The 14,511-nt window shown below is 68.9% G+C and carries 13 protein-coding genes and 2 pseudogenes; 6 read left to right on the top strand and 9 right to left on the bottom strand.

Annotated features, from left to right (window positions below; all coding sequences use genetic code 11):
- Positions 1–111 precede the first annotated feature (111 nt).
- Both OG246_RS31855 and OG246_RS31850 read right to left on the bottom strand, forming a co-directional pair.
- Positions 112–675, bottom strand: a complete 564-nt coding sequence (locus OG246_RS31855; RefSeq protein ID WP_266471299.1) for a cysteine hydrolase family protein — start codon at positions 673–675, stop codon at positions 112–114.
- 454 nt (positions 676–1,129) lie between these two features.
- Positions 1,130–2,127: pseudogene (locus OG246_RS31850) on the bottom strand (LacI family DNA-binding transcriptional regulator).
- Positions 2,128–2,388: 261 nt separating this feature from the next.
- Between OG246_RS31850 and OG246_RS31845 the strand changes: the two are divergent.
- On the top strand, positions 2,389–3,144 hold the full coding sequence (locus tag OG246_RS31845; protein ID WP_266471296.1) for a class E sortase: 756 nt from the start codon (positions 2,389–2,391) through the stop codon (positions 3,142–3,144).
- A 419-nt stretch (positions 3,145–3,563) separates the two neighbouring features.
- Here the strand turns inward: OG246_RS31845 and OG246_RS31840 are convergent, their stop codons facing one another.
- Positions 3,564–3,740, bottom strand: a complete 177-nt coding sequence (locus tag OG246_RS31840; protein ID WP_266471293.1) for a hypothetical protein — start codon at positions 3,738–3,740, stop codon at positions 3,564–3,566.
- Between the two features lie 134 nt (positions 3,741–3,874).
- Here OG246_RS31840 and OG246_RS31835 point away from each other — a divergent pair.
- A pseudogene (locus tag OG246_RS31835) lies at positions 3,875–4,185 on the top strand (DUF5829 family protein); the annotation flags it as partial.
- Between the two features lie 29 nt (positions 4,186–4,214).
- On the opposite strand, the gene OG246_RS31830 reads toward OG246_RS31835, so the two are convergent.
- Positions 4,215–5,240 (bottom strand): Lrp/AsnC family transcriptional regulator, encoded by a 1,026-nt coding sequence (locus OG246_RS31830; RefSeq protein WP_266471289.1) that lies wholly within the window; start codon positions 5,238–5,240, stop codon positions 4,215–4,217.
- A 115-nt stretch (positions 5,241–5,355) separates the two neighbouring features.
- Here OG246_RS31830 and OG246_RS31825 point away from each other — a divergent pair, with 115 nt between their 5' ends.
- Both OG246_RS31825 and OG246_RS31820 read left to right on the top strand, forming a co-directional pair.
- A complete protein-coding gene (locus tag OG246_RS31825) occupies positions 5,356–6,909 on the top strand; it encodes an AbgT family transporter (protein WP_266471286.1) in 1,554 nt (517 codons plus the stop codon).
- A gap of 53 nt (positions 6,910–6,962) precedes the next feature.
- Positions 6,963–8,144, top strand: a complete 1,182-nt coding sequence (locus tag OG246_RS31820) for a M20 family metallopeptidase (RefSeq protein ID WP_266471283.1) — start codon at positions 6,963–6,965, stop codon at positions 8,142–8,144.
- Positions 8,145–8,246: 102 nt separating this feature from the next.
- On the opposite strand, the gene OG246_RS31815 is transcribed toward OG246_RS31820, so the two are convergent.
- Together OG246_RS31815 and OG246_RS31810 are read right to left on the bottom strand one after the other, a co-directional pair.
- Positions 8,247–8,639, bottom strand: a complete 393-nt coding sequence (locus OG246_RS31815; RefSeq protein ID WP_266471281.1) for a VOC family protein — start codon at positions 8,637–8,639, stop codon at positions 8,247–8,249.
- A complete protein-coding gene (locus OG246_RS31810) occupies positions 8,636–8,938 on the bottom strand; it encodes a helix-turn-helix transcriptional regulator (RefSeq protein WP_266471279.1) in 303 nt (100 codons plus the stop codon). Before OG246_RS31810 ends, OG246_RS31815 begins: the two co-directional genes overlap by 4 nt.
- Before the next feature lie 259 nt (positions 8,939–9,197).
- Here OG246_RS31810 and OG246_RS31805 point away from each other — a divergent pair, with 259 nt between their 5' ends.
- Positions 9,198–9,584, top strand: a complete 387-nt coding sequence (locus tag OG246_RS31805) for a hypothetical protein (protein ID WP_266471276.1) — start codon at positions 9,198–9,200, stop codon at positions 9,582–9,584.
- Positions 9,585–9,712: 128 nt separating this feature from the next.
- Complete coding sequence (locus OG246_RS31800) at positions 9,713–10,249, top strand: DUF2269 domain-containing protein (RefSeq protein WP_266471273.1); 537 nt, start codon at positions 9,713–9,715, stop codon at positions 10,247–10,249.
- Between the two features lie 16 nt (positions 10,250–10,265).
- Here OG246_RS31800 and OG246_RS31795 read toward each other — a convergent pair whose 3' ends face one another.
- From OG246_RS31795 to OG246_RS31785, 3 genes are all read right to left on the bottom strand, one after another.
- The gene (locus OG246_RS31795; RefSeq protein WP_266471270.1) at positions 10,266–10,889 is read right to left on the bottom strand and encodes a DUF305 domain-containing protein; all 624 of its coding nucleotides are present in this window, start codon (positions 10,887–10,889) and stop codon (positions 10,266–10,268) included.
- Between the two features lie 70 nt (positions 10,890–10,959).
- Positions 10,960–11,781: a DUF1996 domain-containing protein gene (locus tag OG246_RS31790; RefSeq protein WP_266474885.1), complete on the bottom strand. Its 822-nt coding sequence runs from the start codon at positions 11,779–11,781 to the stop codon at positions 10,960–10,962.
- A gap of 614 nt (positions 11,782–12,395) precedes the next feature.
- Positions 12,396–14,369 carry a glycosyl hydrolase family 28-related protein gene (locus OG246_RS31785; RefSeq protein WP_266474884.1) on the bottom strand — a complete coding sequence of 658 codons (1,974 nt, stop codon included), beginning with the start codon at positions 14,367–14,369 and terminating at the stop codon, positions 12,396–12,398.
- Between the last annotated feature and the right edge of the window lie 142 nt (positions 14,370–14,511).

The following is a 14,511-nucleotide window of genomic DNA, read 5'->3' as shown; positions in this document are numbered from 1 at the left end:
CCTTCACCGTACTGGCAGAGGACGCATGTCGAGGCCGTACGTGCAGACAGTGACGTCATGGCCAGGACGTGAGGGGTCGAGTATCAGGGCCTGTCCCCGGACAGCCTCCCGCTATTGCGGTGCGATGGCTTTGAGCCAGTCCTCGACGGCGATGACATCTGCCCACTGCGGGAACAGCTTCTCGGTCAGGAACCGGTGCACCTCGGGGTCGGTGTCGAGGCAGGCGTCCGGCAGGACGGTGAGGCCGAAATCCAGGTCGATGGCGCGGCACAGGGTGGACAGCACCACGCCGCTGGTGGCGATCCCGGTGAGGACAAGGCTGTCGATGTCGCGAGCCCTGAGGACCAGGTCGAAGTCGCTGCCGGAGAACGCGCTTCCCCGTCTCTTGGTGACCACGACGTCGCCCTGCTGGGGCGCGATGTCGGGGTGGATCCCGGTGCCGGGGGCGCCCTCGGTGAAGAGGCCGGCCCGCACGGCGTTGGTGATCACCCTGTTGCGGGGGCTGACTTCCGGATCGCCCGGCCGTAACGCGATGACCACGTAGATCACGGGAATGCCCGCCACGCGGGCGCCGTCGATCGCCCTGCGCAGGCGCGGCAGGTATCCGGAGCCGTCGTCGGCGATGCCCACGATGTCCCGTTGGACGTCCATCACGAGAAGAGCGCTGTTCGCCATGCTCACCGTCCCTTCGTCACTGGGGAAACAAGACGAAGTCTGGGTGATCGACCGATCCGCGGTGGAGGTTTCGGAGATCTTCATCGGCGTCGGGCCGCGGTGCCCACGGACACGGCGCCACGGTCCGAGCCTCGCACTGGCTGGGCGCGGTCAATCCCGCGGCCTATCGGCGGGTGACCCCGTTGCTGCTGTGGCGGCTGACACCGAGCGGGCCGCAACCCGAGCCCGGATCCACAGACCTGATGCCTGTGGATAGTTTCTCCGAAAACGAAGAAGTGCCTTTCGACCTGCGATGACGGGGTTGGCGGGAAGTCTGCGCCGCCGGGGTTTTCGGTGTGAAGCCATTCGTACGGCGGAGACGCTCGGATCCGGTTCGGCGGAGCCGTCCGACGGCGGCTCGACCGGGCCGCGCGCAGCGGCAGTTCAGCCCTGGCGACGAGGGAGTCGGAGCCGGCTACGCGGATCCGCGCAGCAGCAACTCCGCCCGGACGACGAGGTCTTCGCCATCGAGCAGGTCGGCCCCGGTCAGCAGCCGGGCGGCCTGCTCGAGGGCCAGTGCGCCCACTCTGCGCGTGTCGAGGGCGACCGTGGAGAGCGGAGGCTCAACCATCTTGCCCAGTTGCAGACCGTCGAAGCCGATCACCGCGAGGTCCTCCGGGACGCGCCTGCCCAGGCGGCGCGACTCGCGCAGCGCGCCCATCGCGATGATGTCGTTGAAGGTGAACACCGCGGTGATGTCGGGACGGAGGGTGAGCAAGGCCTCGAGCGCCTCCCCGCCACCGTCGGCCGACTGGGTCGAACCGAGCACCGCGTCGGCCTCGATCCCGAGGGCCTCGGCGGCCGCCCCGAACCACTCGCGCCGGACGCTCGGTTCGACGGGGCCGTCGTGGTCGAGCATGCCGATCCGCTCATGCCCGCGCGCGACGAGGTGCGCGACCGCCGCGTGGACGCCGTCCCGCCCGTCTATCCGGATCGAGCTGAACCGCGCGGTCTTGTGCGCACGCCCGATGAGTACCACCGGGATGCCGCGGGTGAGTAAGTCGATCTCCTGCTCGGGCCGACTGAAGTAGCCGACGACCGCGTCGACTTGGGAACCGATCACCTGCAGCGTGCGAGCTCCTCCTCGGCGCTGTCCGCGGTGTCGTAGACGACCACGTGTCAGCCGCGGGCCCGCGCCGCTTCCAGGGCGGCCGCGGCGCTCTCGGAGAAGTACGGGTTGAGCAGGTCCGGGATCACAAGGCCGACGGTGGTGGTGTCCTGCCGGACCAGCCCGCGGGCGGACCTGCTCGGCCGGTAGCCGAGTTCGAGAGCGGCGTCCAGTACGCGCTGTTTGGTGGAGCCGTCGATCCCGTCCTGGTCGTTGAGTGCCCGCGACACGGTCTGCCGGGACACACCCGCGGAACGGGCGACATCGTGGATCGTCACCCTCCGAGGCTCCGCTCCCGGCGACACCACTACACGTACCTCCGATACCGGTGGATGCCGGTGCGCCTGCGAGGTCCGAGTATGCCTGTGCCGGGTTCTGCGGCGCGAGATGATCCACTGGCCAGGCCGGGTTGTGAGGGCGGCCCTCCGCCGGTGGGAGGTGGCACGGGGCTTCCGTCAGTGCCCGGTACGGGAACTCCCGACCTGAGCATGCCGTTCTTCTTCTTGAGGCAGCCACTCTCCACGCAGTGTGGCGCGACACGACCCCGGCTACCGATCCCGAGTGCCATGCCCCGTTCCGGAGCTTTTCCCGCCGCGCTCAGCAGTGGCGGCATCATCCTCGTACTCCTGGGCTGCTCCACCGATGGCGCCGCCGAGGAAACCGCCGCGGCCACCAGGACCACGTCGGCGGCCACGCCCGCCACGCCCTCCTCGGACACCTCCCCGGCAGCGTCGACCGTCGAGCCGACCCCCGCCACCACTACTGCGAAGCCGGCCCCCGGCGGGACCAACACCCAGGCCCGGACCGCCTTGCTCGCCATACCCGCGATCGCCCTCGAGGACCTGCGCGTCGTCTCCTACGAGGGGACGACCGACGACTGGCCAGGCACGCGGATCCAGAACCGCGGCGTCGCCGCCAGCCCGTACGGCAGCCGTGGCGGTGTCGGCCCCGGCGAGGTCGGCAACTACCTCGTCACGGCCCACCGCCTCTCCGCCGGCGGTCCGCTGCGCGAGCTCCCCGCCCTGGATGAAGGCGACTCGGTCTTCGTCACCTCGGGCGGCACGGTCTACGAGTACGAGATCACCGAGAGCAGAACCACCTCCTTCCGCTCCGACCGCTCGCTCGCCGAACAGCGGGCAGCGGTCCCGGGCTTCCCGGGCAAGCGCCCCGCTCAAGCCATGATCACCATCTCCACCTGCGCGACACTCGAGGACAACGCGGCCGGAAACCACTGGCGCGACGACAGAGGGAACCCCGAGCACCGCATCGACAAAATCGGCGTCCTGACTTCGACTTCAACACAGCAGCCGACGCTGGGTTAGGCCGGGGGAGCCGGTGTCCGAAACCGGCCTACTCGCCCCGGTGCCGCCAGTACCACACGGCGCCGATCACAGCAGCGAGGAGAAAGGCGACCGGCAGGATCAGGCCGGGGATTCGGGCGGCCGTCACTGGGCGCCCCCGACGGGAGACGAGACGCTTGAAGGCGTGGTCTCGGCCATGGTGGTCTTTCTCTCTGCGCTGTGCCGATGTGGGGCGGACGGGCTGGACGTTGTGGTCAATGGCGGGCGGACACGCTCGACTTGAGTGCGCGGTCCGCTCCGCGGTATCAAGCCAGATAGTGGCCTCATGCACGGGCTTCTGGCCAGCCCTCGCGCAATCGGAGTTCTGTACTAGGTACCCCCGCGCGGTCTCTCCAACGAACCACGGTGCTCAGACGGGCAATTGGCGGCCCCGGGGTCCGTCAGCGCCTGCGTGCCCGGCTGCCCCACCCGCTGCCGATACCCGCCACATGCAGCGCCAGTACGGTGAGGCCGAGGAGCATGACATTCACCGACGTGAACGTGTCGTTCGTGTCGATCTCGGCAGCGTTGATCAAAAAGGCGATGAAGAACAGCACTGCCGCCGCTATACCAAGCATGGAGACGCTCCCTCTTTTCGTTGTGGTGCGCTACGAGTGCCCCCGAATCCCGTCGTCAGACCCTCGACACCGCGGCCCGGCCGGTGCCGCCCAAGGTGGGCGATGGAGGCAGGAGTGCCTTATCGGGGCGATTGCGCTATCTGATGGGCCGCGAGACCTACCTCGAACTGTTCGGCGTCGGTGATTTGCCCGGCCAGGACGGCACCTTCGGCTCCACCGGGATGGGGATCTCGGCCGAGCGTGCCGGCGACCTCGTGACGGTGACGGAGCGGCTGCGGGACCAGGGCATCGCCGACCCGTGCAGCAACACCGAGCCGGCCTGCGGCAGATCGGACTGTCGCTCAACCGGCCCGTGGAGTACCGGCACGAGGAACGGATCGGCCGGTCGACGCTCACCGTGGGCCCGGGCGCCCGAGCTGTCTGGAACTTCGACGCCACGGAGTAAGGGGCCATGATGGCCGGCGTCATCGGGACCTACAGCAGCGTCGGCGCGTGGAATTCGCCGAGACCGGAGGCCAGGTCCCGGTCCAGCCAGTAGCGGCGCGGTTCGGCGAGCATGACGTCGACGCTGACAGCCATGAGGCCGGGGATCCGGGCCAGTTCGTTGTCGACGAAGAGCGCCAGGGCGGAGCGGTCGGCGACCAGGCCGGTGGCGAGGACGGACATGTCGCTGGCCACGTGGGCGGCGAGCCGGGTCTGGGGGAGCTGGTCGATACGGCGCATGACGTCGGGGGTTTCACCCGGAGCCACGCGCAGGCGGAGGATGAATGCGGTCCGGAAGCCGAGCCATTCGGACACGATCTCCAGGCGCGGTTTGACCCATCCCTCGTCGAGGACCCGGCGGACGACGCGATGCGCGGTGGAGGTGGCCAGGCCGGCGGCTCGGGCGATGCTCGCCGCTGATGCGCGGCTGTCCTGGATCAGCTGGGCGACGACGGTGCGTTCAGCCTCGCTGAGTGGTTTCGCGGGGGGTGTCGCGGTCGCGGTGCCCTCGGGGCGGGCGCCGGTGAGTTTCAGCAGGCCGGCGCGTTCGGTGTCGGTGAGGAACTGGGGGTCCCAGTTGATACCCCGGCGCAGGGTGCTGAGGGCGGGCAGGGCGTTGACGCGGCGGACGCCGGGGACGGAGAACATCCGGTCGATCGCCTCGCTGGTGGCGGCCTCGGACGGGGCGTGCACGACGGCGTAGAGCGGGTAGTCGCCGGAGATCTGTGCCAGGAGCTGGAGGTGGGGCAGGTCGCGGAGGCGGTGGAGGACGGCGAGCGGGGTCTCGCCGGTGATGTCCAGGAAGACGTGGACGGGCATCGCCGTGGAGTGCATGCCCCAGTCGGACTGCCCGATCACGCGGACCATCCGCGCCTCGTGCAACCGGTCGTACCGGCGTTTGAGCGTGCTGGCGTCGGCGGCGAGGATCTCGCCGATGTCGTCCCAGGTGGCCCGGGGTGCCAGGTGCAGCGCGCCGATGAGGCGCCGGTCGAGCTCGTCGAGGAGAGGACGGGTCATGGTGCCCCACCTTAGACTGCCGATTAATCCCAATGTTACATCCAGGGGATAGAGAATCTCTCACTCGGATGCCATTGTTCGCAGGAACGTCCCCCCAATGCATCAAGAGGTACCGATGAGTGTCACCTCCGCTCAGCCTCAGCCGACCGAGCCACAGTCGAGGGCCCTGCGCACCGCGTTCCGGAGTCTGACGGCGATCGAGAAGGTCGGTAACAAACTCCCCAACCCCTTCTGGCTGTTCTGGATCCTCGCGGGGATCGTCGCCGTCCTCAGCGCGGTGTTGGCGGCGGTCGGCGCCAGCGCCTTGCACCCCGGCACGCACGAGACCATCGAGGTGCGGAACCTGCTCAGCAAGGACGGCCTCACCATGGCCGTCGAGGGGGCCGTCGACAACTACGCGGCCTTCCCGCCGCTGGCCACCATCCTCACCGTGATGTTCGGCATCGCCGTCGCCGAGAAGAGCGGACTGTTCTCCGCCCTGCTGCGCCGCATGGTCGCGCGGGTGCCGGGCAGGTACCTCACCTTCGTCCTGTCGATGACGGCCATGGTCAGCCATGTCGCCGGCGACGCCGCGTACGTCACCCTCATCCCGCTCGGCGCACTGGTCTTCCGCGCGGCCGGCCGCAGCCCGGTGCTCGGCTGCGTCGTCGCCTACGTCTCGATCGCCGCCGGCTACGACGCCTCCCCGTCGCTCACCACCACCGACGTCCTGCTGTCGGGGATCTCGACCGCCGCCGCCCACACCATCGACGCGGACTACGTCGTCACGCCGGTGGCCAACTACTTCTTCGGGCTCGGCTCCTCGGTCCTGGTGGCCCTCGTGATCACTCTCGTCGTCGACAAGGTCCTTGCCCGCCGCTCGGACCTGGAGCCCGACGAGCCGGTCGCCGCGCCGAACGCCGCTGAGCTGGCGGAGATCGAGGTCACCGAGCAGCAGCAGCGTGCGCTGCGTGCCACCGGGCTGGTCGCCATCGGCTTCCTCGCGTTCCTGGTGGTGGCCATGGTCCCCTCGTCCTCACCGCTGCGCGGCGAGGGAGGCGGCATCGTCAACTCCCCGCTGATCAGCGGGATGGCGCTCGTCCTGGGCGTGTTCTTCGCCGTACTCGGCACCGTCTACGGCCGGATGACCGGCACCTTCTCCGCCGCCCGCGACAGCATCGCCGCGATGGTCGACGGCACCCGTTCGATGGCGCCGATCCTCGTCCTGTTCTTCGCGATCGCCCAGTTCCTCGCCTACTTCAAGTGGACGAACATCGGCGACATCCTCGCCGTCAAGGGCGCCGAGACGCTGCGCGACCTGGACATGAGCGGCTGGACCGTGCTGGTCGGCATCGCTGTACTGATCACGTTCATGAACCTCCTCATCACCAGCGGCTCCGCGCTGTGGGCGCTTGCCGCGCCGGTGCTCGTACCCATGCTGATGCTCATCGGCATCGAGCCCGAGACCACCCAGGCCGTCTACCGCGTCGCCGACTCGGTCACCAACTGCGTCACCCCGATGAGCCCGTACTTCGTGATGGCCCTGGGCTTCATCCAGCAGTACCGCAAGTCCGCGGGCATCGGCACCCTGGCCTCCTTCACCATCCCGATCGCCGCCGTCCTCTGGGTCGTCTGGGTCGCGTTCTTCGTGGCCTGGTACCTGCTGGGCATCCCGTTCGGCATCGGCTGAGCCCGCCCCTCCGCCAAGAAGCGCCACCCCGGCTTCGTACGAGAAAGCAGACCATGACCGCATCGCCCGCCGCCGCCCTCACCGCCCGCGCCCAGGACGTCTCGTCGGAGATCGTCACCGACATCCTGACCCTCGTCCGCCAGGAGACCGGCAGCTACGATCTGCCCGGCCTCGCGGCGGGCCTGGACCTCCTGCGCGAGCTGACCGTCCGCCACCTCGGCCGACCCGACCGCGAAGAGCGTCACCCCGGTGGCGAGTGCGGCGACACGCTCACGTTGACCTACACCGGCACGGGCGCCGGGCACGTCGCGCTCGTCGGCCACTACGACACCGTATGGCCGACCGGCACCCTTGCCGGATGGGAGCAGCCGCAGCCGTCGGGCGACGGTCGGGACAAGCTCGGCGGGCCGGGCATCTTCGACATGAAGACCGGCCTTGCGCAAGGCATTTGGGCCCTGAAGCTGGCCCGGGAGAGCGGCGTACCCGTGCCCACCGTCACCTTCCTCTTCAACGGCGACGAGGAGATCGGCTCCCTGTCCTCGCGGCGGGTGATCGAGGAGGTCGCGCAGAAGGTCGACGTCACCCTGGTGCTGGAGCCGACCGCCCACGGCGCGGTCAAGACCGCCCGCAAGGGCTCCGGGATCTTCCGGGTCACGGCCACCGGCATCAAGGCGCATGCCGGGCTCGCGCCTCAGGACGGGGCGAGCGCGATCACCGCGCTCTGCGAGTTCGTGGTTGCCGCCGCGGCGGTCGCCGCCCCCGACAAGGGCACCACGATCAACCCCGGGCTCATCAAGGGCGGTTCCGCCATCAACGTCGTCGCCGGGCAGGCCACCGCGGGCGTCGACATCCGGGTCAGCAGCGAGGCCGAACAGGCCCGGGTCGACGCCGAGTTGGACGCCATCAAGGTCGGCGACCCGCGCGTCCGCATCGAGATCGACCACGCCTGGAACCGGCCGCCGATGACCCTCAACGCCGCCTCCGCCCCTCTCCTCGGCCTCGCTCGCGAGGTCGCCCGCGAGCAGGGCCGCGACGAGTTGCCCGACGCCGCCGTCGGCGGTGCCAGCGATGCCAACTTCGTCTCCGCCCTCGGCCTGCCCGTGCTGTGCGGCATGGGCGCTGTCGGCGACGGCGCCCATGCCCAGGGCGAGTTCATCTACCCGGACACCGTGCCCGCCCAGACCGCCCTGGTCGCGGGTCTGCTGGTGCGACTGGCGGAACCGCTGCGGGGCTGAGCCGTGGTGTCCTGTCCTGAACACGCGTGGCCACGCCGTCGGCGAATTCCAGGGCGAGGGATCAGTCGCCGGCGAGGCCGAGCTCCGTACGCGGCCGACCGTCTACTGCGGCTGTGTCGCGATCTGGATCAGGTTGCCGCAGGTGTCGTCGAAGACGGCGGTGGTGACGGGGCCCATCTCCAGGGGCTCCTGGGTGAAGCGGACGCCGAGGCCGCGCAGGCGCTCGTACTCCGCCTGCACGTCGTCGACGGCGAACTGGGCGAGCGGGATGCCGTCCTGGACGAGTGCGTCGCGGTAGGGCTTGACGGCCGGGTGGCCGGCGGGCTCCAGGAGGAGCTCGGTGCCGCCGGGCTCGTCGGGTGAGACGACGGTCAGCCACCGGTCCTTCTCGCCCACCGGGACGTCGTACTTCTTCACGAAGCCGAGGATCTCGGTGTAGAAGTGCAGAGCCTTGGCCTGGTCGTCGACGAAGACGCTGGTCAGATGGATCTTCATGGGGTGCTCTCCGTTGGTCCGGATGGGTCGGGCGCGGGCCATCGCTCGGTTATCTGCCGCAGCGGGGCCGTGTTCAGGTCGTGGAACTTGTAGCGGCCCTCCCGCCTGGTCTCGACGAGCCCGGCGGCCTCCAGTACGGCGAGGTGCTGGGAGACCCCCTGGCGTGAGATGCCGAGCTGATGCTTCATGCTCAGTCGCGCGCAGATCTCGAACAGTGTCTGTCCGGACTTCTCCGTGAGCTCGTCGAGGATGGTACGGCGGGTGGGGTCGGCCAAGGCTTTGAAGAGGTCGTCGGCCACGACCACAGGATAGGCAAGTAATGACTTGCCTATCAAGTCGGGGTGCGGCGCGCCCTCAGTCGGTCTGCCGTCCGCGGGCTGGCGGGCAGCGAGGACGTGGCGCAGGGGGAGTGGACCGGCGTAACTCATGATCTTGTCCGGCGTTGGTCCGCTCGGGCCTCACGCATCTGCCGACGCCGATCCGACCGGCCCCCCGGAACATGTGCCGACAGGACTCGTGCTCCGTCACGGGCCGGACAGAATGCTGAGGTCGCTCTCCATGCACTCCATCACCAAGAAGATCGCCTCGGGAATCGGCGTGGCAGCCGCGACTCTCGGCTGCGTCATCGCCGCAGGACCGCCCGCGGCGGCTGCCGGCAAGTGGTGCAACAACTCGGTCTGTATCGAGACCTACGACATCGGCACCTACCTGGGCAGGGTCGAGGTGTCGGTCACCAACACCAACCAGCCGCACCGCATCAGCGCCCGGGTGTGGACCACCAACGGCTGGAGCGCGAACACCAAGGTCGAGGACGTCGCCGCGTTCAGGACGTACCGGGATCAGGCCTACCCGCAACGGCACTTCCCTGCGGGCACCCGGCTCTGCGCGGAAGGCTTCCGCGGGGGCGCCAGCGTCGGCCTCCCGTGCGTCACCATCACCGACTGACCTGCGGCCCGCTGGGCTCCATGACGTAGCAGACCAGTTGCGGTCCCGCCCCGTACGCCGAGGCCAGTACGCGGGGTTACTCCCGCTGTCAGACGTGCTCGCCGCCTCCGCCCGGCACCGTGTGTCAGGTGAAACTGAGCCGCCCCGCACGCCGGGCTTCCCTGGTCGTCCACGTAGTCGCTTCCGCGAGCTGGCTCGGGCTCACGCTCGGGCTGCTCGCGCTCGGGATCACCGCGGCCACCACCGGGTCCGCGGTGACGGTGGAGGCATCCGTCCGAGCCATGAAGCTCTTCGCCGACTGGCTTCTGCTCCCGGTCGCGTTCCTTACGCTCCTCAGCGGGCTGCTGCTGTCCCTGGGTACGCCGTGGGGACTGGCGAGGTACCGATGGGTCTATGCGAAGTTCTGGCTGACCCTGGCCACCACCACCGCAACCGTCTTCGCGCTGCGCCCGGCGGTGAACTCCGCGGTCACCGCCGTTGCCGCGGGCAATCCACTGCCCGACGCCGGAGACGTCCTGTTCGGGCCGGTCGTCTCCCTGTCCGCCTACCTCTTCATGACGGTGATCTCGGTCGTCAAGCCCTGGGGACTGACCCGGCGAGGCCGGAATCTGCGCGCGGCAGCCCGCAAGCCGGTGGATGCCGGGCGCGCCCGTCAGGCTGCCTGACCCCGCTGGGAGGCACCTACAACGGCATGCTCTGCCGGTGCGCCGCGGCCGAGTTCTTCACGGTGGTCGCGAGCTTCTTCACCCGCGGGTCGGCCCCGTTCTTCCGCAGCTCGTCCGACAGTTGCTCGGCGTGGGTGAAGTGCTCGCGCAGTGCGGATCGCAGCAGTCGGTCGAATGGCGAACCCGTCGCATTGCTGAGCGCCTGCAGTTCCTCGGCGTTGACCATTCCCGGCATGTCATGGCCCTCGTGCGGGTTGTTGTCCGGGACGCCGGTGGTGGTGAGGAGCTTGCGAAGGGCTGTCAGGTGGGTCCGGTTGTCGCGGGCGACACCGGCGGCCCAGTGCTGGAGCGCGGGTTCGCCGCCGTGGCGTGGCGCGAGTTCGAGGACGTACTGGGTCTGGTCGTCCATGGCTATCAGCAGCTGGAGCCATGCGATGTCCGTGGTGCTGAAGGTGCCCGTGCCTCCGACTGCCGTTCCGGAAGCGCCCGTTGGGGAGCTGTTGGTGATGGTCGGTTCGGCGGGTGTGCCGGCCCGTTGCTGGGAGCCGGCACACCCGGACACGATCAACAGAACGCACAGCAGTGTCGCTACGAACTGTGCCCTGCCCCCACGGCCCGTCTGTGCTGAGGGTTCCGCCATGCTCGTCTCCCGTCTCGGGGCCGTGACGCGTGAGGTGTCCCGCGTGTGCGGAGCAGGTGGGTCGCGCCGATCAGGAGGGATTGCCGTCAGCACCGCACTTGACGATGGCGTTGATGCAGTTCGTGGTCCTGCGTGCCATCTCGGCCGTGGGCCAGGCGTTGAAGAAGTCCGCGTGCATGGTGAAGCCGGCTCCGGATGCCAGACGGAGTCCGGTGGTGCTGCCTGTGACGGGGTAGCGCAGTACCTGGCGCAGCTTCGGCACGGGGACCGGGTGGCTGGCGGGGCACTCGGCGTTCACCGGGTAGGCCATGTGGCTCTTGTGGTCCGCGGAGTCCAGATCCCTGCCGTTCCAGCACTGCGGGAAGTCGAGATAGGACTCCAGCATCGAGTCTGCCGGGCAGGTCACGAAGTCCTTGGAAGGATTGACCTCGCCGTGGTGCAGGCACGACCAGCGGGCGATGGACGTGGGGTCGGTCGTACCCGTCGCCTTCGCGTTGCCGGCGACGATCCGCAGACCCTGGGGGAGGGGCTGGGTGCGCTGGATGATGTCGTCGCGCACGCCCTCGCCGAGGTAGTAGAAAGTGGTTCCGGTGGGCTCGACCGCCTGGTCGTTGCGGTACAGGGTCGGCACCCAGTAGGCCGAGGTGTCGACGGTCGGGCTGCAGGTGCTGGCCGAACCCAGCAGATTCGTCACCGTGGTGTGGGCGTTGGTCACCCGGCTGCCGAAGAAGCTGTGCATGTGGGAAGCGCCGGGCAGCCCGGGGGCGACGATCGGATCGTCCGGGAGACGGTGGCTGTAGGGGCACTCGGCCAGGAACTCCGCCACACGGACGACTTGGGCTCCTGCGGGGGACGAACGGTCCGCGCCGGTCGGTGTCGAAGCGGCGTACAGCGCGGCGATGACCAGGGTGAACGCCGCCAACACGGCCGTCCAGCCAGGGCGTATGCGCCCTCGGTCTGCGGTGGTGCGGGGGAAATCTGCTAACACGGCACTCCTCCTTGGGGAGTGGTGGGGGTGAGCGGAACCGGTACCGGTAGCGGTTCCGGTACCGGTTCCGGGATCCTGCCTCGGGAGTGAAGCCACATGTCATGGCGATGTCAATGGTTCTCGTCGGCATTAGTACGCCCGCGCGCCCTGTTGGCTTCAAGACTTCAAGACCGCCGGAGGGGGAAAGGGCTTTCAGTCTCGCCCGCGGAGGGTCTCCCCTGGTGTCGCCGCGAGACGTTGGGGAACGGCCTGCACAGGGACTACGCGCCCGACTTGCTCCGTCGTGACGCGAAGGGCAGCGGCGCTCGGTGCGGGATGGAAGGGCCTGCCGCAGCTGTCGCGAACTGCGCCACGGCTTCAGGAGGTTGAAGCATCTTTACGCCACGCTGAGACAGGCCGGCGCGGCTGGATACGCCAAGGGACGGCGGTGAGCACGAGCGGCGGAGCTCGATCGACATCGAGCTCCGCCGTCCGCTGCCCGAACCGCCGTCCCGGCCGAACGTGACGAGCAGGGTCCGCTAGCGGTCGCGCACCGGCAGCACGTTGTCCGCGTTGACCCGGGCCGCGTCCGCGCGAACGGTCACCGACGAGGCGTCCATGGACACCGTGTCGGCACGCGCGTTGAGCCCACCGGCGTACCTGTTGCCCTCGATGAGCACGTCGTCCGAGCCCCGGAAGACGTACAGCCGGGAGGAGTACGGCGTCGTGGCGCCCGCGGCGCGCCGGATCACGTTGTCCGTGAACGACAGCCCGCCGACGCTCTTGGCGTCGACCACGGTGACATCGCCGACTTCGAACGTGTTCCGCTCGATCCGGATGCCGCGGTGCACCGGCTCCGCGGCGTTCAGCACCTGATTGGTCGGCTCCACGAAGATGACCGGACCGGTCGAACTCACAAAGGTGTTGCGGCGGATGAGGACATCCGAGACCGCTCCCGACTCGTACCACTGGTAGGCGTCGGCGGAGATGTAGATGGCCGCCATCGTCGTCCGCTCGAAGCGGTTGTTCTCGATCACGACGGGCTTGCGGGTGGTCACGAGGATCCCGCGCGTCGGCACGTTGCGGAAAATGTTGCCGGCGATTCGTACGCTCGGCGTGTACGTCGTGTTCTCCACGACCGTGCCGCCGATCTTGACCCCGTCGGGCACCGGCCGGTCCAGAGTGATCGTCATGTCCGTCAGCGAGGTGTCGTGGTCCTGCCCGCTCGGCCCGTCGACGGCGGTCACCTTCGCCGTGCCGCCGGGAACCGGGCGCATCGTCGCGCTGTCGACCAGCTCGACCGTGTCACCGACGTAGAACTGCGGGAACCCGGCAGTCTGCGGATGCTTGTAACTCACCGTCAGACTGTTCGCCGAGGGCTGCGCCGCGACCTGCAGATAGGTGCCGTGGATATTGATCGGGTCGTCGTGCGGACCGTCGAAGACGCAATTGGTGATCGACACCTTGCCCTTGATCCCGGACATCTGGATGAAGTCGGCGAACCCGGCGGTGGCACGCCCGGAGTCCGGGTCCGGCGAGAAGTCGACCCGGTCGATGGTGATGTTCTCGCTGAACTGCCCGACCAGGCCGAAGGTCTGGAGCTCGCGGGCGACCAGATTGCGGACCGTGACGTTGGAGGACTCCCAGATGAACGCTCCGGGCTGCTCCCGCTCGATCTGCCGCATCTGGTACACCAGCCCCTGGTCCGAGGGCTTGGAGGAGGTCGCGTAGTCGATCCGTATGCGCTGCCCGCCCAGGTCGGACATCGATGTCACGTCGCTGAACAGCGGGTTGTCACCCCGCCAGGACCGCTGCGCGACCGGATCCGTGATCTGGGTGTACTCAAGGCCGTTCACGCCGGACCAGTACGGCTGTCCGGTCACCGGGCTGGTCTCTCCGAGCCAGGTCACCTTGTTGTCCGCCACGGTGTACGGGCTGTCGGCCGGCACGCTCAGGATCCGGTAGGCGTGTCCGTTCTCCACCCCGGCCGTGCGGACCGTGGCGTCGATGACCTTCGGCGCGACGTAGTCGAAGGTGAAGCCGGTGAAGGTGACGTTGTGCGAGCGGATGCTCGCGAACGCCGTCTGCAGTCCGTGGAACAGCAGTGTCGACCCGCGGCCGTCCACCACCACATCGCGCATGTCCTCGATGAGCAGCCCGATCGACTTGTCGCGGTACCGCTGATCCGCGCCGACGGTGTTCGACACATACAGCTCGCGCACCTCGGCGCTCTCCGGGTACACCTGGTAGGTGCCCCGCGGGAACACCACTCTGACCGGCCCCTTCATGGTCTTGGCGTGCCGGAGTGCCGCCTTCACCGCGGGCGCCGAGTCGGAGTGCCCGCCGGGATCGGCGCCGAAGTCCGTGACGTCCACGACCGTGGATCTCGCCGCGCCCACCGCCTGCGCGGTTGCGGCCGGTGCGCCGAGCAGGCCGAGGCAGGCGGAGAGAACGGCGAGAACCAGTAGTCCGACAAGGGGGCGAGATCTGCTGGGAGTCCAGTGTCGCTGCACGGTGTTCAAGGTTGCGGCTCCTTGTACTGGCATGGACACGCTGGGGGGCGTGTTGGCGTCATCCTGCCGCAGGAACCCACGAAACAGAACAGCTTCCCCCACTTTCAAAAGTTTTACGGACTCCAGGCCGCGCCCGTGCCCC

Origin of the sequence: Streptomyces sp. NBC_00620 (assembly GCF_026341825.1) — a bacterium.
In the GTDB taxonomy this organism is placed as follows: domain Bacteria; phylum Actinomycetota; class Actinomycetes; order Streptomycetales; family Streptomycetaceae; genus Streptomyces.
The sequence above is the reverse complement of the archived record's forward strand: the minus strand, read 5'-3'. Positions and strand labels throughout refer to the sequence as shown.